This is a genomic window from Kitasatospora sp. NPDC048407 (assembly GCF_043200475.1).
Classification (GTDB): domain Bacteria; phylum Actinomycetota; class Actinomycetes; order Streptomycetales; family Streptomycetaceae; genus Kitasatospora.
Genome location: NZ_JBICXW010000024.1, coordinates 16,876 through 37,257 on the forward strand (window position 1 = coordinate 16,876; position 20,382 = coordinate 37,257).

Sequence of the window (20,382 nt, forward strand, 5' to 3'; positions counted from 1 at the left end):
GCCGCACGACAGGGCTGGGACATGTCGGGCAATTAGGCGGGTCCCGGGCGGCGTTTGTCAGTTCATCATTGCCGCCCGGCGGCTCTCGCCCGAGAATTGGAAGGCATCCAGCGCCCGGTCCGTCGGACCCGGCCTTCGGCGTACGCCCGCGCACCTCCGGGAGCGTGGGCACGGGAAGGAGGATCGTGATCAACGGCATCGACCGAGGTCCTTCCCACTACGACGGCCGTCGGGCCATCATGCTGCAGGAGTGGGAGCGCCTCGGCGTGCCCCTCCTTCGCACACCCCGAGAGTTCGTCACCGAACTTCACCAGCGGCACCTACCGCAGCCCGGCACCACCGTGGTCGCGGTACTCGACCCCGAGCATCGGGTGGTGGCGTCGGCCTCCTTCGGCGTCCGCCCGCAGTTCAGCGACGGCTGGGACCACCGCAACGCCCTGCTCGGCCACCTCCGCCGGGTCACCCCGCACGACCTGAGGCGAATATCCCCGAGCCGCACCGCCGTCCTGCTGCGCTGCCGCGACGGCGGGCCGGACTGGACCGAGCAGGACGGGGCCTGGATGTGGGCGCTGCGCGCCGCCGCCGAACTGCACGGGCTGCGCTGCGGCTCGTACCTGACGCTCACCCCGGCCGGCTGGCAGTCGCTCGGCGACGGCCGGCGCGGGCGCAATCCGCACGCCGGGTCGTGGGCGCTCGGCCCGATTCACACCGTCACCGAACTACCCTCGCGCATCCCGTCCGGCACCGGCTCCGAACACCCCGCACTGCCGGCGCCCTTGGAGCCACCGGTCGCCCCGGTCACCTCACTGAACGCGATCCGCGCCCTGGAGGCCGGCCGCGACAGCCGGGCGATCCGTAGAACCGCCACCCGCTGAGCGGTCGTCCACCCGCGGTGACCCGCTCACCGAAGCAGGCAGCCCGACGCGCCCCGGCAGCAAAAGCCCCAACGGCACCGCAGGACAACCGCGTTACGGCCCGACGGAACCAGGACATGGCAACGGTCCGGCCCCGCCCGCAGACGGAGCCGGACCGGCACGACGAACCGGCGGTCAGGCGGACCGGCAGACCAGCGGACCAGCGGTCAGGCGAACAGCGGGGCGACGGTGTCCGTCTCGCCGCAGACCACCAGCAGCTTCGCGGCACGCTCCAGCGCCTTGCGCGCCGCAGCGGCCACCCGCTCCGGGTGATTCTCGTTGACCACCAGCACCACCACGTCGCGGCGCAGCGTCCGGGCCGTGGCGGCGTCGGCGTAGAACACGTCGCCGCCGTCGGCGAGTTGAGCCCAGTAGCGCTCCTCGCCGAAGCTCGTCTCGTGCTCCTGCCAGGGGTGCGCGGCACCGACTGTCAGGACCAGCACGTCGCCGGGGCGGCGGCCGGACTCCAGCAGTGCGTCGACGGCCTCGTCGGCGCGGTCGAGCGCCTCGGCCGTAGCCACGGGCAGGAGTTGAACGGTCGGCCGACCGGGGCGCGGCGCGTGGCCGGGCTTGGGTCGGGGTGCGGGCCGCGGACCGGGAATCGGCCGGTCCGCACGGGGCGGTGCGGGACGCGGCGGGCCGGGGCGAGGGCCCGGGACCGGAGCGGCGACGGCGGTGGAGGAAGGCATACGGTGGGCAGGTGCGTCCGACTTGTGGGGAAGGGGAACGCCGGGGCCCGGGATCGTCTCGTGAATCTCCGGCTCCTCGGGGAAGACAGGCATACCCGGATTCCTATCAAATGCCGGTCGGATGCGCACGGGCACCCCACCACTTGAAAGTGTCGCCGCCGGAACGCGGGTACGCCACAACGCCCGAGTGACGGGTGGATGAATGTTGACGAACCGTCAGAATCGACGAATATCGACGGACACGGTCGCCGCCAAAGCCCTCGGAGGGCACCCGGCAGCCGCAGCGAACCATCGGATTGTGCGACTGCGCGAGGGCGCGTTGCGGCACTGAGGGCGCTCAGAAACCGAGCGAGAGCTGCTCGCCGGTGTCGACCGGGATCCGCTGCCGCTTGAGGTGGCTCCACTTCGGCAGGGCGTCCATGTAGGCCCAGGACAGGCGATGGTGCTCGGTGGGCCCGAACTCCTCCAGTGCGGCGCGGTGGGTCGGCGAGGGGTAGCCGGCGTTCTCCTCGAACGCGAACGCCGGGTGGTCCACCCCGAGTTCGGCCATCAGCGCGTCCCGCCGGACCTTGGCCAGCACCGAGGCGGCGGAGACGCAGACGCACGACTGGTCGCCCTTGATCACCGTACGGACCCGCCACGGGCCGCCCAGGTAGTCGTGCTTGCCGTCCAGGATCACCGCGTCGGGCTGCACCGGCAGCGCCTCCAGGGCGCGGACGGCGGCCAGCCGCAGCGCGGCCGTCATGCCGAGGTCGTCGCACTCCTGGGACGAGGCGGCGCCGATCGCATAGGCGGTCACCCAGTTCTCCAGGATCGGGACGAGCGCCTCCCGGCGCCGCTCGGTGAGCAGCTTGGAGTCGGTGAGCCCCTCCGGCGGGCGGCGCAGGCCGGTGACGGCGGCACCGACCATGACCGGCCCGGCCCAGGCGCCGCGGCCCACCTCGTCCAGCCCGACCACCAGGCGGGCTCCGGCCCGGCGCAGGGAGCGCTCGACCGAGTGGGTCGGGGGGTCGTACGGCATCGGGGTTCCTTCACTGGACAGGGGGACAGCCGGGGCCGCGCACGAGGACGCGCCCAGCTGCTTTCAGCCTACGCCGCCGCCCGGACAGCCCAGCCGCCCAAGCCGGGCCCGGCGGCCCAAGCCGGGCCCGGGCCCGCCACGCCACGCCACGCCACCGGGCCAAGCCCGCTCCCCCGCCCGGCCCGCGTCACGGCCTGATCGCCGGCAGCAGCACCTGCCCGAGCAGGTCCTCGCAGAACTCGTCGTCGAACACCCCGGCGCAGAACTTGGCGCGGTACAGCAGCATCGCCGGCAGCACGTCGGCGACGATCGACACCGCCGCGCCCCGGCGGACGTCGCCCCGGGCCTCGCCGCGGCGCAGGATGCCGAGGATGCCCTCGGCGGTCGGTCCGACCACCCGCTCGTGCATGAAGCCCTTGAAGAACTCGGCGCGCTCGTGGTCCAGTTCACCCATCAGGGCGCGGACGGCCGCACCGGTCCGGGAGTTCAACACCGCGATGTAGGCCTGGATGACGTGCCGCAGCTCGGCCTCCGCGGAGCCGAGGTCGGGGATGTCGGCGGGGGGCGGCATCACGGCGACCAGGGCGTCCATCACCAGGTCCGCCTTGGAGGCCCAGCGCCGGTAGAGCGCGGCCTTGCCGGTCTGCGCGGCGCCGGCCACGCCTTCCATCGTCATCCGGGCGAACCCGCCGGACGTGAGCTGGTCGAGCGCGGCCTCGAAGATCGCGGCCTCCAGCGCCTTGCCGCGCCTGCGCAGCGGGGCTCCCTCCACGGGGCCGTCGGCCGATTGCCGCCGGTCCGGCTGATCCATCGTCATCCACCCTAAAAGACGGTTGCGTTCACTATCGGCGCCGACTAATGTCCCCGACAGTGAACGAGACCGTTCACTATCCGCATTGCCGAGCACCTTACCCAAACAGCAACCGATAGCAGTAGCCGGCAGGGGGCACAACAGTGGCTATCTCCGACATGCTCAGCAAGTCGGCTCCACCGGGGGCCGGTCGCGACCGGCGCAAGGGCATCACGCTCACCGTCATCGCGGCCACGCAGCTCATGGTCGTCCTCGACGCGACCATCGTGAACATCGCGCTTCCGCACATCCAGGACGCGCTGAAGTTCTCCACCACCGACCTGTCCTGGGTGATCAACGCCTACACACTGACGTTCGGCGGCCTGCTCCTGCTCGGCGGCCGGGCCGGTGACATCCTCGGCCGCCGGCGGGTGTTCGTCGTGGGCGTACTGTTGTTCGGCCTGGCCTCGCTGCTCGGCGGTTTCGCGCAGAACGGCGGCATGCTGCTGGCCGCCCGGGCGCTGCAGGGCGTCGGCGGTGCGATCTGTTCACCGACGGCGTTCGCGCTGATCGCCACCAACTTCAAGGAGGGACCGGAGCGGAACCGCGCGTTCGGCGTCTTCTCGGCGGTGGCCGGCTCGGGCGCCGCGATAGGCCTGCTGGCCGGCGGAGTGCTCACGGAGTACCTGAACTGGCGCTGGGTGTTCTTCGTGAACGTGCCGATCGCCGCGCTGATCGCCATCGCCGCGCCGCGCTACATCAACGAGTCCGAGCGGCACCCGGGCGCCTTCGACCTGCCCGGCGCGCTCGCCTCCACCCTCGGCCTGGTCAGCCTGGTGTACGGGTTCATCCACGCCGCGGACCCGAAGGCCGGCTGGGGCAACGGCGTGACGATCGCCTCGTTCGCCGTCGGCGCGGCCCTGCTGGTCGCGTTCGCGGTGATCGAGCAGCGCACCGCCCAACCGATCACCCCGCTGCGGCTGCTGCGGAACCGCAACCGCACCGGCGGCCTGATCATGATGCTCTGCCTGGCCGCGGCCATGTTCGGCATCTTCTTCTACGTCACGCTCTTCGTTCAGCGCGTGCTCGGCTACAGCGCGCTCAAGGCGGGTGTGGCCTTCCTGCCGATCAGCGCCGCGATCATCGTCGCCGCGCAGCTCGCCTCCGCCCTCCAGGCCAGGCTCGGGCCCAAGCCGTTCCTGGCCACCGGCAGCCTCCTGGTGACGGCCGGTCTGAGCTGGCTGACGCAGACGGACGTGCACAGCAGCTACCCACTGGGCGTGCTCGGCCCGACGGTCACCTTCGGCTTCGGCATGGGCCTGATCTTCGTCCCGGTGATGCTGATGGCGGTCTCCGGGGTCGCGGCGCACGAGACGGGCGCGGCCTCGGGCCTGCTCAACTCGGTGCAGCAGATAGGTGGTTCGGTCGGCCTGTCGATACTCACCACGGTCTTCGCCAAGGCCGCCACCTCCGAGGGCAGCCGCCAGCAGCCGGACTTCCTCGCCCACGCCGGCCCGGCCGAGCTGCAGTTCGCCCAGCAGCACCAGACCTTCCCGCCCGGCAGCAGGTGGGCCAACGAGGTGCTGGCCTACGCCGTCTCGCACGCCTTCGTGGCGGGTGTGGCGTTCGCGGCGGTCGCGCTGCTGTCCGCAGTGTTCGTGGTCAGGGCGAGGGCCTCCGACCTGCCGGCCGAAGCCCCGGCCGGAATAGCGATATGACGCCACATCACGCCGGCTGACGCACAAGGAGGGCGGGGGGTGCCACTCGACACTCCCCGACCCCCGTCAACGACCGCCGGCCGCCGGCCGCCGAACGTCAGCGGACCTCAATGACCGTGACCAGCCCGACCCGCCGGCAGGCCTCGCCTCGGTCCCAGACCACGGGGTGTGCCGCGAGGATCTCCCGGGCGCGGGCCTCGGCCCGGCTGACGGCGTACCAGGAGGGCGCGGGCTCGTTCGCCAGGTCGGCGGCGATGGGCTGGAGCGCGCAGGTGCGCAGGTCCTCGGGCAGCCGGTCGAGAGCGGGCACGGCGTCGACGGAGAGGCCACGCAGGTAGTCGACGTCGAGGTGGGCCGCGGAGGTGCGGTAGCGGTCGACGTTCTGCTCGGCGATCAGGCCGTCGGTCCGCAGCAGGCCGAACAGCGCCACGGCCAGGGCGGCACTGAGCACCACCGCGCGGGGCAGCCAGCGGCGGGAGGAGAGCACCGAGCCGACCAGCACCATCAGGAAGACCAGGCCGAGCCAGATCTCCATCGCGGCGACGTTGACCCGCAGGCGGGTGAGTCCGAAGGCGTCCATGTACAGGCTCATCCGGACCAGCGCGGTGCCGACCACCACCAGGGTGAGCGCGCACAGCAGTCCGAGCATCACCTTGACCAGCAGCCGGTCGCCCGCGTTGCTGCGCGGCGCCCAGTACTTGGCGAGCGCGACGACCACCAGGGTGAGCACGGCGATCCAGAGCAGCTGCCAGAAGCCCTGGCGGGCGTACTCGGCGGGGGTCATCCCGGTGCGGCGCATGATCGAGCCGTAGCCGCCGATCAGCACCACCAACTGCACCACCACGAAGACGCCGAACAGCAGGTTCATGACCGCCAGCGGCATCGCCCACTCCAGCCGTCCGCGCTCCTTGCCGGCCCGGGTCCTGGTGCGGTCCCAGCGGCGGGGGGCGGCCGCAGCGTGCGCGGCACCCAGGGCAAGCAGCACTCCACCGACGAAGTACACGAAACGCTGCGGGACGTCCCCGGCCTCGACCGAAGGAACGAGGTGCCCCAGCAGGCCGGCAACGGTGGAGTCGGCGCCGGCGAACAGCATGCCGAAGACCACCAGCAGCACCAGGGAGACTCCGACGGCCTTCACCACCTGCCCGACCCGGGCCTTGGCCGGAAAGCGACGCTCCTTCAGCGCCCGTATTCCCCACGCGAGTCCGGGCAGGAAGTGGGCCCACAGACCGATCGATCCCATCGCCACCCCGACCCAGCGGGCGCCGCCGTGCAGGGTGAGTGAGGCGACGCAGATCGCGGCGATCACCGCGAGCGTCACCGCCCCACCCGCACCGCTGACGGCCGGGACCAGGCAGAGCAGCAGCGCGGCCGCGGCGAACGCCAGGTGCCAGGGCTTGACCCGCCGCCCGGTGCCCAGTGCGGTGATCGCGGCACCGACCGCGCCCGCGAGGGCGCAGAGCAGCAGGTTGACGCCGAGTCCGCCACCGAGCGCCAGTGCGCTGACCAGCCCGGACGCACCCGCCGCCGCCAGCACCCGCAGCCCGGCGGGCTCGATCGTCCGGGCCTTGCTGGGCCGCAGCCACTCCGGCTCGGGCAACGGCGCCTGCGGCCGGTGCTGGTACGGCGCGTAGGGATTGGCACCCGCCACACCCGCCACACCCGCCGCACCCGCCGCAGTCGCCGAGCCCGCAGCGCCCCCCAGCGGCGTCCCCTTCCCGAACGCCCCCGGACGCGGCCCCGCAGGTGCCGCGAACGGGTCCGCCGGCTGCGGCTGTTCGCCGGAAGCCCCGGGACCGGTAGAACCGCCAGCGCCACTGGAGTCGGACGGCTGCGACATGAAACCCCCTCAGAATGCGGGCATGCGGCGGTTTTCGGCCAGCCGCACGCCCGGTCGTGCCGGTGACTCTAGAGCCCGAACACCACTTCTGAACAGGTTCAAAAAGCCGCCGGGGCGGCTTGGTCACAGACTTGTGACACAAACCGCCCCGGCGGTGGGACGACAAGCGGGACAACGGGTGGGACGTCGGACGGGGCCAACAGGCCCGGTCAGTAGGCCCCGTACAGCGAGTACACGAGGTTGTCCTTCACGGCGGTGCCGAAGCTCGCCGGGAAGGTGCCGAACGGGACGCTCGCGTTGCTGTAGACGCCGGACCCGGCGGGGCCGGAGCTGTAGTGCATGTTGTTGACCGTGGAGCTGGTGCCGTTGGAGTTGTAGACCAGCCAGTAGGTGGTGTTGGCGGCCAGCGTGTAGGTGACGGGGGCGCTGTTCCAGGCGTTGGCGTTCAGCACGCCGACCGAACTGGTGGCCAGCAGGGCGTCCGGCGAGCCACCGTTGTCGCTGTAGACGGCGATCTGGAACTGGTTGTTGGGCGAGGCGCTGGTCTGTCCGGTGTGCACGTTCAGCGAGCTGAGCGCGATCGGCGAGTTGCCGGTGGTGATCTTCGAGCCGTTGAGGTGGTTGGAGTTGGTGTCGTCGAGCTGGGTGCCGATGGCGTTGTTGCCGATGGTCTGCGGCGGTGCGCCGGCGGTGGTGAAGGCCGCCGTGTAGGCGGCGGCCTGGGTGTTGCCCGCCAGGTCCTTCACGTTGGCGACGCTCAGCGTGTAGCCGGTGTTGAGCGAGAGGGCGGCGTTCGGGGTGAAGGTGGCGGTGTTGGTCGCGGAGTCCAGCGCGACGGTGCCGACCACCGCGGTGCCGCCGCTGGTGGTCTTCAGCGTGACGTTGGTGGAGTTGACGGTGGCGGCCTGGACCGGCTCGCTGAAGGAGGCCTTCACCGGGGCGGTGGCGGCGACGCCGGTCGCGCCGTTGGCCGGGACGGAACCGGTGACGGTCGGCGGGACGGTGTCGGTGCCGTAGGTCGCGGTGTAGGAGCCCACGTTGCCGTCGAAGAAGGCGTACGTGATGCCGTGGATGGTCTCGATCCGGTAGTTGACGGCGGTGGTGCCCTGCTTGATGCCGGTGAGCGTGCCGCCCGCCGAGTTGACCGGGACCATGGCGCGCAGGCCGTTCGCGCCGCCGGTGATGCTGAAGCTCAGGGTGTTCGCGTTCCACGCCATCCCGGAGAACGCGGAGCCGTTGCGGAAGTCCAGCCAGTTCAGCAGCTGGCGGCCGGAGACCACCGGGGTGCCGTGCGCCTTGGCCGAGGCGATGACCTGGTCGGACGCGGTGGAAGCGGCGTAGTCGGTGTGGATGTTGGCGGTCAGGACGGTGTAGTAGCCCTTGGCGTTGTACGCGTTGTCCAGCAGCGTGTTGACGGTGCCCGGCATGGACTGCCCGGACTCGTCGGTGAGTTGGGTGGTGGCCTGGTACTCGTTGATGGTGGCGCCGTTGCTGTCCGCGAACTTCATCGGCAGGCCGGTGCCGTTGAAGTAGCCGGGCCGGTCCTGCACGAAGCTGCCCGGGTAGTAGTAGTAATCGGTGTCCAGCCGGATGCCGTTGGCCAGCTTGGTCTTGGCCTGGGTGGCCCAGTCGTCCCACTCGACGCAGTGGGTGCGGGTGCTGTCCGGGTTGGGCAGCGAGGGGTACTTGGCCTTCCAGGCGGCGAGCTGGGTGGTGTAGACGTTCGCCAGGTCGGTGGGGGCGCCCCACGGGGTGCAGTTGGTGGTGATGTGGGTGCTGATCTCGAAGCCCTGGTCGGAGTAGGCCTTGGCCTGGGCGTCGGTCATCGGCCCGCTGGCGTAGACGTTGGACGAGGCGCGCACGCACTCCCAGTTGGCGACGTTGCAGCCGGCCGGGCTCTGCGCGATGTAGCCGTCGAAGCGTCCGGTGGTGCCGCCGATGCCGTGGTCGTCACCGGTCATCACCACGACGGCCTTGACGTCGCGGGGGAAGTACCAGAACTTCGGCAGCGGCTTCTTGGCGGCGTCCATGGTGGTGATCAGGTTGCCGAGCAGGCGCTGCTGTTCGTCGGCGATCGGGATCTGCGCCTTGTCGAGGTTGTTCCAGTTGAGTTGGCCGCCCGTGCCGAAGAACATCTCGCTGGCTTCGATGCCGTCCACGTTGTCGCGCTGCTGGCCGCCCCAGGCGATGTTGCCCTGGCGGGTCTGCACCACGGACTTGGCGAGGTCGAAGGTGAACGCGGCGGCCTGGCCGGTGCCGGCGGTGCGCAGGGTGACGGCCGGGTTGGTGGTGGCCACGGCGACGTCGCTGTACAGGGTGGCTACGGCGGTGGCGCCGTTCAGCGTGTACTTGTCGGCGGTGCCGTGGAAGCCCATGGTGTCGGAGGTCAGTCCGGTGCCGGGCGCGGCGGTGGTGTCGATCTTCAGGTAGGAGTCGGCCAGCGTGTCGGTGGTGGCGGTGAGGCCGAGCAGTCCGGCGAGCTGCTTGTCGGGCCGCATCGCGACCAGCCGTCCGCCGCCGTTCACCCAGGTGGTGAACATGGTGGTCTGGGCGGCCGTCAGCTGGTTCTCCGCCAGCAGCACCACGTCGTACTGGGCGAGCGTGGCGGAAGTGACGGTGCCGAGGTCGGCGGTCTTGTAGTAGTTCAGGCCCTCGGCCTTGAGGATCTCGCCGTAGTACGAGGTGTACGGGTTGGCGGGGTCGGTGACCAGCAGGATCGGGCCCTCGTTGCCGGGGCCGTTGCCGGGTGTGGTGCTGCCGCCGCCGGACGGGGTGTAGGTGGCGTAGATGGAGTAGTTGAGGCTGCCGGTGGAGACGGCGCCGAAACTGCTGGGCCAGGTGCCGAAGGCCTGGCCGCCGGTGGAGTAGCCGCTCTGGCCGCCGCTGGAGTAGTTGAGGTTGTTGACGGCGGCGGAGACGCCGTTGGAGTTGTACGCCAGCCAGTAGGGCGTGTTGGGCGCGAGGGTCGCGGCGACCGGCAGGGTGTTCCAGGCGTGCGCGGTGAGCGTGCCGGACGCGGAGGAGCCGAGCAGCGGGCCGGGCTTGCCGGCGACGTCGCCGTACACCGCGACCTGGTACTGGTCGTTGGGCGTGGAGCCGACGGCGCCCACGTACACGCTGACGCTGTTGACCGTTCCGCCGCTGGAGCCGGTCACGAAGCGCGAGGTGTTGATGTAGTTGGAGTCGCCGGAGTCGGTGGCGGTACCGACGGTGTTGTTGCCGAGGACGGCGGTGGTGTCCGCGTGTGCCGCGGGCGCCGCCATCAGTCCGGTGGATGCGAGCAGGGCCACGAGCAGCCCGGCGAGCCGTTTTCTGAACCTCACGCCAACCCCCCAAGGTCGGATGACCGGATGAACGGCAGAAGTGCCGTCCTCCGTCCTATCGGCTCCGACCCCGGCGCGTCCGCAGAACCCTCACATCACAGCCACGACTTCCGGCCAACTCGAACGCGAAAGCTCCGCATCCGACCAGTATGTCTGCACACCTTCAACACGGCCGTTTGCGTTCAACACTTGAACAACCCGGTCGCAGGCGTCACAGGCTTCAGCCCTTCACCGACCCTGCCAGCAGCCCGCGGACGAAGAAGCGCTGCAGCGCGAAGAACACCGCCAGCGGCACCAGCATCGACAGGAAGGCGCCCGCCGAGAGCAGTTCCCAGCGGCTGCCGTTGGAGCCGGACAGCTGGGCGAGCCGGGAGGTCATCGGCGCGACCGTCGGATTGCCGCCGGCGAAGGTGAGCGCCACCAGCAGGTCGTTCCACACCCACAGGAACTGGAAGATGGCGAACGAGGCCAGCGCGGGGGCGCTCAGCGGCAGCACGATCGAGCGGAAGATCTTGAAGTGCGAGGCGCCGTCCACCACCGCGGCCTCCATCAGGTCGCGCGGCAGCTGGGCGATGAAGTTGTGCAGCAGGAAGATCGCCAGCGGCAGCGCGAACATCGTGTGGGTCAGCCACACCGGCACATAGGTGTCCTTCAGATTGAGCGCCGGAATGATCGTCATCGAGCCGAGGTGGGCGCCGCCGGAGAACAGCCGCAGCAGCGGGATCAGCGACATCTGCAGCGGAACGATCTGCAGCGCGAAGATCACGAAGAACAGGGTGTCGCTGCCCTTGAACCGCACCCAGGCCAGCGCGTACGCCGCCATCGCGGCCAGCACCAGCGGGAAGACGGTGGCGGGGATGCTGATCGCCACCGAGTTGACCAGGTACGGCATCAGGCCGCCGGAGGTGCCGAAGGAGTTGTCGAACAGCACCGACCGGTAGTTCTCCAGCCCGAAGTCGGGGTGGACGAACGCCTCCCACCAGCCGGTGGACGCCACGTCGGCCTTGGGGCGCAGCGAGGTGACCAGCAGACCGACGGTCGGGATGGTCCACAGAGCGGTCACGACGACCACCAGGAGGCTCGCCAGCGGGCTGCTGAAGGACCGCCGGACGGCCTTCACGGGCGGCAGTTCGGGCTCGGGTGCCCTGGCGGGGGCCAGGGTGGGCTGGGCGCTCATCGGGTCGCACGCTCCTTGCGCAGCAGGGCGATGTTGTAGACCACCAGGGGGACCACCGCGAGGAAGAGGATCACCGCGAGGGCGCTGCCACGTCCGTAGTTGTACTGCTCGAAGCTCTGCGAGTACATCTCGTTGGCGAGCACCTGGGTGCCGTAGTTGCCTCCGGTCATGGTGCGGACGATGTCGAAGGCCTTCAGCGTGATGATCATGATGGTGGTGAGCACCACCACCAGCGTGGTGCGGATCATCGGCACGGTGACGTGCAGGAACAGCCGCAGGCCGGTGGCGCCGTCGAGCCGGGCGGCCTCGGTGATCTCGTCCGGGATGGCCTTGATCGCGGCGGACAGCACCACCATGGCGAAGCCGGTCTGCACCCAGATCAGGACGGCCATCAGCAGGAAGTTGTTCAGCGGCTGGGACAGGATCCAGTTCGGCGGGTCGTCCCAGCCGAGCGCGACGGCGAGCTGGCTGAGCAGGCCGACCTGGTTCTGCCCGGCGCCGCGCGACTCGTACACCAGCTTGAAGATCAGCGAGGCGGCCACCAGCGAGACCGCCATCGGCATGAAGATCAGCGACTTCCAGACCGCCTGCCCGCGCATCCGGTCCACCATCAGGGCCAGCGCGAGGCCGAGCCCGGTGGCCGCGAGGGGGGCGATCACCAGCCACAGCAGGGTGTTCAGCAGCACCCCGTGGATGGGTGAACTGGTCAGCGCCCAGGCGTAGTTCTTCCCGCCGACGAAGCTCGCGCTGTCGGCGTCCAGGAAGCTCAGCACGACGGTGCGCACCAGCGGCACCACCAGGCCGGTGAGCAGCAGGACGATCGCCGGGCCGAGCATCAGCGCGATCGCCAGTGGCCGGGAGAAGCGTCCGGTGGCGCGGCCGGCCGCGAAGAACACGGCGAGCAGGATGCCGACGAAGCCCAGTACGGCGCCGCCGGTGTTGCCGAACTTGACTGCCGCGTCCTGCCACAGCGAGTCCGCGAGCTGGAGCGCCGGCCCGGCGAGCCGGGTGTCGGTGGGCATGCGCAGGGTCCTTCCTCAAGACCTGGTGATCCCGGGCATGGGGAGGGCAGCGCGGGCGGACGGCTCACCTGCCCGCGCTGCCCTGCGAGTTCGACCTACTGGGGCCAGGCGGCGTCGATGTCGCCGGCCGTTTTCTGGATCGACTGGCCCTCGGCGAACCAGGCGGTGAGCGCCTTCCATTCGGCGCCGGCGCCGACGGCGGCGGGCATCAGGTCGGAGGCGTCGAACCGGAAGGTGGCGGTCGGGTCGGTGAGGAACTGGGCGGACAGCTTGTCGATCGGGTCGGTGTAGAGGCTCTTGTCGACGCCCTGGTTGGCGGAGACCCAGCCCGGCGAGACCTTGACCCGGCTGCCGGCCCACTCCGAGGTGGACAGGTAGTTCTGCACGGCCTGCACCTCGGGCCGGTCGGAGAACGCGGTGAGGAATTCGCCGCCGCCCTCGACCGGGCTGGTGACCTGCGGGTTCACCGCGGGCAGGTGGAAGGCGAAGACGTCGCCGTCGGGGCCGATGTTGGTGCCCTTGGGCCACTGCGCGCGGTAGAAGGACGCCTGCTGGAGCATCGCGCACTTGTTGCTGAGGATCGGGGTGCCGGCGTCCTGGAAGGTGGTGGTGGCGATCGACTTGACGTCGCCGAAGCCGCCGTTGACCCAGGCCGGGTTCTGCATCCAGTCGGCGACGGTCTTCATCGCTGTGGTGATCTTCTCGTCGGAGAACTTCACCTTGTGGCTGACCCACTGGTCGTAGACGTCGCCGCCGTAGGAGCCGAGGACGATCTCCTCCAGCCAGTCGGTGGCGGGCCAGCCGGTGGCGGTGCCGGAACCGATGCCGCCGCACCAGGGCTTGGTCGCGCCGGCCTTGGCGATCTTGTCGCTGAGCGCCATCAAGTCGGCCCAGGTCTTGGGGACTTCGTAGCCGGCGGCCTTGAAGGCCTTCGGGGAGTACCAGACCAGGGACTTCATGTTGGCGCTCATCGGCGCCGCGTAGAAGGTGCCGTTGACCGATCCGTAGGTCTTCCAGATCGGCGACCACTTGTTCTCGTTGTCGACGGTCTGCTGCGGGGGCTTGACCACCTTGCCGCTCTTCACCATCTGGGCGAGCAGGCCGGGTTGCGGGATGACCGCCAGGTCGGGGGCGTTGCCGCCGGCCACCCGGACCGGCAGCTGCGACTCGAAGTCGTTGGAGCCCTCGTAGACGATTTTGATGCCGGTACAGGAGCTGAAGTCGGCCCAGGACTTCTCCAGCGAGTCCGACTCGGGCGCCAGGATCGACGCGTACATCGACACCTTGGTACCCGAATGACCGGCGTAGGCCTGGTACTTGGCGCAGTCACCGGTGAGTGCGGCGGCCGGCGCCCCGCCCCCGCCGGACGAGGAGCTGTTGGAACAGGCGGCTGTCAATGCCAGTGCCAGAACAGCCGGTACGGCCAGCAGCCTCCGGCGTCCAGTGGTCACGGGGATGATCAATGCGGTCCTCCTTGCCAGGGCATGGGCATGCCAGCCGTAAGAGAAACAACACTGCGCTGTACCGAAGATGGGGCCTGTGTACCCAGCTGATCGCTGGCTCAAAGACGTTAACCCACCGACCACCCCACGCCAAGGAGCGCGTTCGACCTTCATCGGGCAGCACTCCAGTTGTGACCGCGCCGTGCTACGAGGCCGCCGCCCGGCCGTCCGTCAGCGCCGCCTCCGCCTCCCGTTCCAGATCCGCCAGGTCCACACCCCGCTCGCGCAGCAACCGCGCCGCCGCACCGCCCTCCCGGATCAGCCCGAGCAACAGGTGGCCGGTCTCGATCCGGCGCACCCGCCGCCCGGCCGCCGCGCGCAGCGACAGCGCCAGCACCCGCTTGGCCGAGTCGGTGAACCTCGGACCGCCCCAGCGCGACGGCCGGCCCGGCGACGGGGCGTCCAGCGCGCCCGGGCCGAACGTCGACTCGACGGCCTCGCGGACCGCCGCCAGGTCGATGCCGATCGCCGCCAGCGCCGCCCCGTCCCGCTCCGGGTCGGGGCCGCCCACCGCACGCCTGGCCTCGTCGAGGCCGACGCCGAAGCGGCCGAGCAGTACGGCCGTCGGGTCCTGCGGCTGGGCGAGCAGGCCGAGCAGCAGGTGCTCGGCGCCCAGGTGGTCGTGGTGCAGGAGCTGAGCCTCCTCGGCGGCGAGCGTCACCGTGCGGCGGGCCTCCGCCGCGAACCGTTCGAACATCTCAGTCCCCTCCCTGTTCCGTCGTCCGCTTGGCGTACTTCTTGTGCACCGCCTGCCGGGTCACGCCCAGGCAGACCGCGATCTCGTGCCAGGACCAGCCCTTGCCGCGGGCGTTGCCGACCTGGAGTTCCTCCAGCCGGTCGGCCAGGTCGCGCAGCGCCCGGACGGCGCGCAGGCCGATCGCCGGGTCGCCGCTGCTCGCGTCGGCCGCGAGCTGTCTCGTCTCGCTCATGGTGTCAACATAGGTTGACACCATGAGCCACGTCAACCTTGGTTGACAAAATCAGTACCGCTCCGCCAGGAACTCCGAGAAGGTGATCCGCCCGTCCGCGTGCTCGGGCGTCAGGTTCGCCCCGGCGCGCATCGCTCGCACCGCCCCGCCCGGCGTCGGCACCCGCAGCACCGGCCGCCGCCGGCCCCGCGCGTGCAGGAACTCCGCCGCCAGCCCCTCCACCGCGCGCACCTGCGGGCCGCCGAAGTCCGCCACCCGCCCGGCCGGCCCGCCCTCCGCCAGGTCCGCCAGCCGCTCGGCGACGTCGCGGACGTCCACCGGCTGGAACGCCACCCCGCGCGGCAGCAGCAGCACCGGCGCCTTCGACAGCCCGTCCAGCACCCGCAGCACCAGGTCGTGGAACTGGGTGGCCCGCAGCACCGTCCAGCCGAGACCGGACCCGGCGATCAACCGCTCGCACTCCTCCTTCGCCCGGTAGTAGCCGAGCGGCACCGCGTCCACGCCGACGATCGACACGTACACCAGGTGCGCGACGCCGGCCGCGCGGGCCGCCGCGACCAGCCGGCCGGTCGCCTCCACGTCCCGCTTCCCGCTGGTGGTCGCGCAGTGCACCACCGTGGTCGCGCCCGCCAGCGCCGCCTCCACCCCGCGGCCGGTCACCAGATCCGCGACCGCCCACCCGTGCTCCCCCGGCGTGTGCGCCTGCCGGCTCACCACCCGCACCGGGCGCCCTCGCGCCACCAACCGGCGCACCACGACCCGCCCCAGCGTCCCCGTCCCGCCCGTCACCACGATCTGCCGCATCGCGCTCACCCCTCTCCTCCCCCAGCCTGCGCGGGCCACCCGCGTCCGGCAGCCCGGCCGACGCACCCGGGGGAACGGGGTCACCCCGCGGTCACAGGTCCTCCGGCCACGGGTAGCCGAGCTGTTCCGCGTACTCCGCACTGCCGCCGCAGACCCGCGCCCAGGCCCGCGGGTCCGCCGAGGTGAGGCGGTCGACCAGCTCGGCGGCCAGGGCGACTGGGTCTCCGGCGGGAACGGTCAGCTCGGCCAGGAACTGCAAGTGCGGAGATGTGCCGCGGCCGACCGGCACGGCCGGGTGGTAGAAGGTCAGGTCGATCCGGTCAGGGCCCCCGGGCCAGGTCCACACCTCATCGAGCTCGCACTCCCAGGCGGCCAACAGCTCCGGCCGGCGGACGAGTTGGGCCTGCAGCAGGCGGCCGACGCCGCGCGCGGGCCAGTCCGGGACACCGGTGCCCGCGCGGTCGATCTCCCCGAGGTACTGCCCGGCATCGAACCGGTACGCCGGGAGGTCGAGGTCCTTGATGTACGGGTTGCGCCAGCCGTCCCAGACCACGACGCCGCCCTCCTGGCGCACCGTCACATACAGGGCGCCGCAGCACTTCTCGCCACATCCGGACAGGTGAAGCCGGACTTCCCGGGGTTCAGGACCCGGAACCAGCACGCTGTACGGCCCGAGCAGCGACCGCGGGTCCGGGCCGAGGTGCCCGTCGGTGAAACCGGTGTCCAGCAGGTCGCGCCCGTCGACCAGCAGCCGGAGGTGGCGCCGTCCTTCCGAGGCGTCCTCGATGCGCAGTTCCAGCCGGTTGTTCGATGCCTCGTCCATCCCGGCATTGTGTCCCCGCACGGCGCAGGGCGCCGACCGAATTACGGTCGACGCCCTGCGCGTCACTGCACGTTGACGGCTTGTCAGCTGCAGCCGCTGGTGGAGCCGCAGCCCTCGCAGAGGTAGCAGCTGCCGGCGCGGCGCATCTTGGTGCCGCAGGAGAAGCAGAGCGGCGCGTCGGCGTTCAGGCCGAGGCGGATCTCGGCGAGCTCCGTGGAGTTGTGCGCGGCCGGGGCCGGCTTGGGCTGCTCGACGACCGGCAGGGCGACGTGCGGCTTCTCGGCGGCGAGCGGCGCGGACTGGGCCAGCGACTCGACGTCGAGCTCGTCCTCGATCGGCTCGTAGGAGCCGGTCTCCAGGTGCCGGGTGCGCTCCTCGACGGAGTGGATGCCGAGCGCGGAGCGGGTCTCGAACGGCAGGAAGTCGAGGGCCAGGCGTCGGAAGATGTAGTCCACGATGGACTGCGCCATCCGCACGTCCGGGTCGTCGGTCAGACCGGCCGGCTCGAAGCGCATGTTGGTGAACTTGGCGACGTACGTCTCCAGCGGGACGCCGTACTGGAGGCCGACCGAGACGGCGATGGAGAAGGCGTCCATCATGCCCGCGAGGGTCGAGCCCTGCTTGGACATCTTCAGGAAGACCTCGCCGAGGCCGTCGTCCGGGTAGGAGTTGGCGGTCATGTAGCCCTCGGCGCCGCCGACCGTGAAGGAGGTGGTGATGCCGGGGCGGCCCTTGGGCAGGCGCTTGCGGGTCGGGCGGTACTCGACGACCTTCTCGACGGCGGGGGCCGCGGCCGGGGCGGAAACCGAAGTGGCCGCCGGGGCCTTGGTCTTGGCCGAGAGCGGCTGGCCGACCTTGCAGTTGTCGCGGTAGATGGCGAGCGCCTTGACGCCGAGCTTCCAGGCCTGGAAGTAGATCTCCTCGACGTCCTCGACGGTGGCGTTCTCCGGCATGTTGACGGTCTTGGAGATCGCGCCGGAGATCCACGGCTGGATCGCGGCCATCATCCGCACGTGGCCCATCGGGGAGATCGACCGCTCGCCCATGGCGCAGTCGAACACCTCGTAGTGGGCGGCCTTCAGGCCGGGCGCGTCGATGACGTTTCCGGTCTCGCCGATGTGCGCGACGATCGCCTCGATCTGCTCGTCCTGGTAGCCGAGGCGCTTCAGGGCGCGCGGGACGGTGCCGTTGACGATCTGCATCGAGCCGCCGCCGACCAGCTTCTTGAACTTGACCAGGGCCAGGTCGGGTTCGACGCCGGTGGTGTCGCAGTCCATCATCAGGCCGATGGTGCCGGTCGGGGCGAGCACCGAGGCCTGCGCGTTGCGGAAGCCGTTCTGCGCGCCGAGCCGGACCACGTCGGTCCAGGTGTCGTTGGCGACGGCCCACACCGGAGCGTCCAGGTCGTCGAGCGGGGCGACGGCGGAGGAGGCGTCCGCGTGCTGCTTCATCACGCGCTGGTGCGGGGCGGCGTTGCGGGCGTAGCCGTCGTACGGGCCGACCACACCGGCGAGTTCGGCGGAGCGGCGGTAGGCGGTGCCGGTCATCAGCGAGGTGATCGCGCCGGCCAGGGCGCGGCCGCCCGCGGAGTCGTAGGCGTGGCCGGTGGCCATCAGCAGGGCGCCGAGGTTGGCGTAGCCGATGCCGAGCTGGCGGTAGGCGCGGGTGGTCTCGCCGATCTTCTCGGTCGGGAAGTCGGCGAAGCAGATGGAGATGTCCATCGCGGTGATGACCAGCTCGACGACCTTGGCGAAGGTCTGCGCGTCGAAGGTGTCGTCGTCGCGGAGGAACTTCATCAGGTTCAGCGAGGCCAGGTTGCAGCTGGAGTTGTCCAGGTGCATGTACTCGGAACACGGGTTGGAGGCGTTGATCCGGCCCGACTCGGGGCAGGTGTGCCAGTGGTTGATCACCGAGTCGTACTGGATGCCCGGGTCGGCGCAGGCCCACGCGGCCTCGGCCATCTTGCGGAACAGGCCCTTGGCGTCGACGGTCTCGATGACCTCGCCGGTCATCCGGCCGCGCAGGCCGAAGCCGGTGCCGTTCTCGACCGCGGTCATGAACTCGTCGTTGACGCGGACCGAGTTGTTGGCGTTCTGGTACTGGACGGAGGCGATGTCGTCGCCGCCGAGGTCCATGTCGAACCCGGCGTCGCGCAGGGCGCGGATCTTCTCCTCCTCCTTCACCTTGGTCTCGATGAAGGCCTCGACGTCCGGGTGGTCGACGTCGAGGACGACCATCTTGGCGGCCCGGCGGGTCGCGCCACCGGACTTGATGGTGCCGGCCGACGCGTCGGCGCCGCGCATGAAGGAGACCGGGCCGGAGGCGTTGCCGCCGGAGGAGAGCAGCTCCTTGGAGGAGCGGATCCGGGACAGGTTCAGGCCTGCGCCCGAACCGCCCTTGAAGATCATGCCCTCTTCCTTGTACCAGTCGAGGATCGACTCCATGGAGTCGTCGACGGACAGGATGAAGCAGGCGGAGACCTGCTGCGGCTGCTGCGTGCCGACGTTGAACCAGACCGGCGAGTTGAAGCTGAACACCTGGTGGAGGAGGGCGTACGTCAGCTCGTGCTCGAAGATCTCGGCGTCGGCCGGGGAGGCGAAGTAGCCGTGCTTCTCACCGGCGGCGCGGTAGGTGAGCACCACGCGGTCGATGATCTGCTTCAGGCTCCACTCGCGCTGCGGGGTGCCGACCGCGCCGCGGAAGTACTTGCTGGTGACGATGTTCACCGCGTTCACCGACCAGAAGTCGGGGAACTCGACGCCGCGCTGCTCGAAGTTGATCGAGCCGTCGCGCCAGTTGGTCATCACGACGTCCCGGCGCTCCCAGGAGACCGCGTCGTACGGGTGGACCCCAGGAGTGGTGTAGATCCGCTCCAGCCGCAGGCCCGACTTGGGGGCCTTGGCGCCCTTCGCGGCCTTCTCCGACTTCGACCCGCGCGCGGAACCGCTCGTGGTGTCTGTCATGCCTTGCTCCTCCTCCTGGGCAAACGCCCGAAGTGCCCTGAAAAGTCCGGGCACGACTGGTTCGTTCTCCTGGTGCGCGGGCAGGCCGGAGCCCGGCCACGGCACACGGGTAATGCGGTGACTTGAATGAAAAAAGATGAAAGGAAGGGCCCGGCCGTTACGGCACGGGCAGCGGGACCGCGGGCCGCTCGGAGCGCAGCTCCGCGATCGCGGCCTCGAAGTCCTCGAGGTTGTCGAACGCCCGGTAGACGGAGGCGAACCGCAGGTACGCCACCACGTCCAGCTCCTTCAGCGGGCCGAGTATCGCCAGGCCCACATCGTGGGTGGAGAGCTCGGCGCTGCCGCTGGCCCGCACGCACTCCTCGACCCGCTGCCCGAGCTGGGCCAGCGCGTCCTCGGTGACCGGGCGGCCCTGGCAGGCCTTGCGGACGCCGGAGATCACCTTCTCGCGGGAGAAGGGCTCAGTGACGCCACTGCGCTTGATCACCATCAGGGTGGCGGTCTCGACGGTGGTGAACCGGCGGCTGCAGTCCGGGCACTGCCGGCGGCGGCGGATCGAGCACCCGTCGTCGCTGGCGCGACTGTCCACGACACGGCTGTCCGGATGCCGACAGAAGGGGCAGTGCACCTGGAACTCCCTCCCTGCGACCCGACGGCGAACGACTCGTACCACTCTACCCGACTCGAAACACAAGACCTGTGCCCGATCGAGGACACTAGCCACTAGATCTAGTGGCGGATGGGGCGCCACGCCGGGCGAACGGGTGACAGCCGGGGACCGGCCGGGGACATCGCGCGCCGGGACCCCATAGACTGTTCGAGTCGAACATGCAATCGACTTACACCCGGAGGCTTGATCAAGTCAGG

16 protein-coding genes are annotated in these 20,382 nt (G+C 70.5%); 2 read left to right on the forward strand and 14 right to left on the reverse strand.

Translation table 11 applies throughout. The features are described from left to right. Positions 1 to 239 precede the first annotated feature (239 nt). Positions 240 to 875, forward strand: a complete 636-nt coding sequence (locus ACGFWJ_RS30995; RefSeq protein ID WP_392955492.1) for a hypothetical protein — start codon at positions 240 to 242, stop codon at positions 873 to 875. A 206-nt stretch (positions 876 to 1,081) separates the two neighbouring features. Here the strand turns inward: ACGFWJ_RS30995 and ACGFWJ_RS31000 are convergent, their stop codons facing one another. The 3 genes from ACGFWJ_RS31000 to ACGFWJ_RS31010 all read right to left on the reverse strand — a co-directional run bounded on the left by ACGFWJ_RS31000 (position 1,082) and on the right by ACGFWJ_RS31010 (position 3,435). After that, positions 1,082 to 1,435, reverse strand: a complete 354-nt coding sequence (locus tag ACGFWJ_RS31000) for a hypothetical protein (protein WP_392955396.1) — start codon at positions 1,433 to 1,435, stop codon at positions 1,082 to 1,084. Positions 1,436 to 1,940: 505 nt separating this feature from the next. Beyond that, the gene (locus ACGFWJ_RS31005) at positions 1,941 to 2,624 is read right to left on the reverse strand and encodes a ribonuclease HII (RefSeq protein ID WP_392955398.1); all 684 of its coding nucleotides are present in this window, start codon (positions 2,622 to 2,624) and stop codon (positions 1,941 to 1,943) included. Between the two features lie 187 nt (positions 2,625 to 2,811). Beyond that, on the reverse strand, positions 2,812 to 3,435 hold the full coding sequence (locus ACGFWJ_RS31010) for a TetR/AcrR family transcriptional regulator (RefSeq protein ID WP_392955400.1): 624 nt from the start codon (positions 3,433 to 3,435) through the stop codon (positions 2,812 to 2,814). A gap of 143 nt (positions 3,436 to 3,578) precedes the next feature. Here ACGFWJ_RS31010 and ACGFWJ_RS31015 point away from each other — a divergent pair, with 143 nt between their 5' ends. Continuing rightward, positions 3,579 to 5,132 carry an MFS transporter gene (locus tag ACGFWJ_RS31015; protein ID WP_392955402.1) on the forward strand — a complete coding sequence of 518 codons (1,554 nt, stop codon included), beginning with the start codon at positions 3,579 to 3,581 and terminating at the stop codon, positions 5,130 to 5,132. A 97-nt stretch (positions 5,133 to 5,229) separates the two neighbouring features. Here the strand turns inward: ACGFWJ_RS31015 and ACGFWJ_RS31020 are convergent, their stop codons facing one another. From ACGFWJ_RS31020 to nrdR, 11 genes are all read right to left on the reverse strand, one after another. Further along, positions 5,230 to 6,783 carry a DUF4153 domain-containing protein gene (locus tag ACGFWJ_RS31020; RefSeq protein ID WP_392955404.1) on the reverse strand — a complete coding sequence of 518 codons (1,554 nt, stop codon included), beginning with the start codon at positions 6,781 to 6,783 and terminating at the stop codon, positions 5,230 to 5,232. A 398-nt stretch (positions 6,784 to 7,181) separates the two neighbouring features. Continuing rightward, complete coding sequence (locus ACGFWJ_RS31025) at positions 7,182 to 10,295, reverse strand: Ig-like domain-containing protein (protein ID WP_392955406.1); 3,114 nt, start codon at positions 10,293 to 10,295, stop codon at positions 7,182 to 7,184. Positions 10,296 to 10,515: 220 nt separating this feature from the next. Further along, positions 10,516 to 11,472, reverse strand: coding sequence for a carbohydrate ABC transporter permease (locus tag ACGFWJ_RS31030; protein ID WP_392955408.1), 957 nt, complete (start codon positions 11,470 to 11,472; stop codon positions 10,516 to 10,518). Beyond that, a complete protein-coding gene (locus tag ACGFWJ_RS31035) occupies positions 11,469 to 12,494 on the reverse strand; it encodes a carbohydrate ABC transporter permease (RefSeq protein WP_392955410.1) in 1,026 nt (341 codons plus the stop codon). The genes ACGFWJ_RS31030 and ACGFWJ_RS31035 overlap by 4 nt, the downstream gene beginning before the upstream one ends. A 95-nt stretch (positions 12,495 to 12,589) precedes the next feature. Next, positions 12,590 to 13,957 (reverse strand): ABC transporter substrate-binding protein, encoded by a 1,368-nt coding sequence (locus ACGFWJ_RS31040; RefSeq protein ID WP_392955412.1) that lies wholly within the window; start codon positions 13,955 to 13,957, stop codon positions 12,590 to 12,592. A gap of 184 nt (positions 13,958 to 14,141) precedes the next feature. Next, positions 14,142 to 14,693, reverse strand: coding sequence for a Clp protease N-terminal domain-containing protein (locus ACGFWJ_RS31045; RefSeq protein ID WP_392955415.1), 552 nt, complete (start codon positions 14,691 to 14,693; stop codon positions 14,142 to 14,144). Position 14,694: 1 nt separating this feature from the next. Continuing rightward, positions 14,695 to 14,925, reverse strand: coding sequence for an RNA polymerase subunit sigma-70 (locus tag ACGFWJ_RS31050; RefSeq protein WP_392955417.1), 231 nt, complete (start codon positions 14,923 to 14,925; stop codon positions 14,695 to 14,697). A gap of 51 nt (positions 14,926 to 14,976) precedes the next feature. Beyond that, positions 14,977 to 15,729, reverse strand: coding sequence for an SDR family oxidoreductase (locus ACGFWJ_RS31055; RefSeq protein WP_392955494.1), 753 nt, complete (start codon positions 15,727 to 15,729; stop codon positions 14,977 to 14,979). Positions 15,730 to 15,820: 91 nt separating this feature from the next. Next, positions 15,821 to 16,552 (reverse strand): hypothetical protein, encoded by a 732-nt coding sequence (locus ACGFWJ_RS31060; RefSeq protein ID WP_392955419.1) that lies wholly within the window; start codon positions 16,550 to 16,552, stop codon positions 15,821 to 15,823. Positions 16,553 to 16,635: 83 nt separating this feature from the next. Continuing rightward, positions 16,636 to 19,515, reverse strand: a complete 2,880-nt coding sequence (locus ACGFWJ_RS31065) for a vitamin B12-dependent ribonucleotide reductase (protein ID WP_392955421.1) — start codon at positions 19,513 to 19,515, stop codon at positions 16,636 to 16,638. Between the two features lie 157 nt (positions 19,516 to 19,672). Then, positions 19,673 to 20,143, reverse strand: a complete 471-nt coding sequence (gene nrdR / locus ACGFWJ_RS31070; protein ID WP_387648791.1) for a transcriptional regulator NrdR — start codon at positions 20,141 to 20,143, stop codon at positions 19,673 to 19,675. Positions 20,144 to 20,382: the final 239 nt, after the last annotated feature.

Bases quoted from the DNA above. Each gene is read 5' to 3' on its own strand.
- ACGFWJ_RS30995 (WP_392955492.1), top strand. From the start codon at position 240: ATGCTGCAGGAGTGGGAGCGCCTCGGCGTGCCCCTCCTTCGCACACCC.
- ACGFWJ_RS31005 (WP_392955398.1), bottom strand. From the start codon at position 2,624: ATGCCGTACGACCCCCCGACCCACTCGGTCGAGCGCTCCCTGCGCCGG.
- ACGFWJ_RS31010 (WP_392955400.1), bottom strand. From the start codon at position 3,435: ATGGATCAGCCGGACCGGCGGCAATCGGCCGACGGCCCCGTGGAGGGA.
- ACGFWJ_RS31030 (WP_392955408.1), bottom strand. From the start codon at position 11,472: ATGAGCGCCCAGCCCACCCTGGCCCCCGCCAGGGCACCCGAGCCCGAA.
- ACGFWJ_RS31035 (WP_392955410.1), bottom strand. From the start codon at position 12,494: ATGCCCACCGACACCCGGCTCGCCGGGCCGGCGCTCCAGCTCGCGGAC.
- ACGFWJ_RS31045 (WP_392955415.1), bottom strand. From the start codon at position 14,693: ATGTTCGAACGGTTCGCGGCGGAGGCCCGCCGCACGGTGACGCTCGCC.
- ACGFWJ_RS31050 (WP_392955417.1), bottom strand. From the start codon at position 14,925: ATGAGCGAGACGAGACAGCTCGCGGCCGACGCGAGCAGCGGCGACCCG.
- ACGFWJ_RS31055 (WP_392955494.1), bottom strand. From the start codon at position 15,729: ATGCGGCAGATCGTGGTGACGGGCGGGACGGGGACGCTGGGGCGGGTC.
- ACGFWJ_RS31060 (WP_392955419.1), bottom strand. From the start codon at position 16,552: ATGGACGAGGCATCGAACAACCGGCTGGAACTGCGCATCGAGGACGCC.
- ACGFWJ_RS31065 (WP_392955421.1), bottom strand. From the start codon at position 19,515: ATGACAGACACCACGAGCGGTTCCGCGCGCGGGTCGAAGTCGGAGAAG.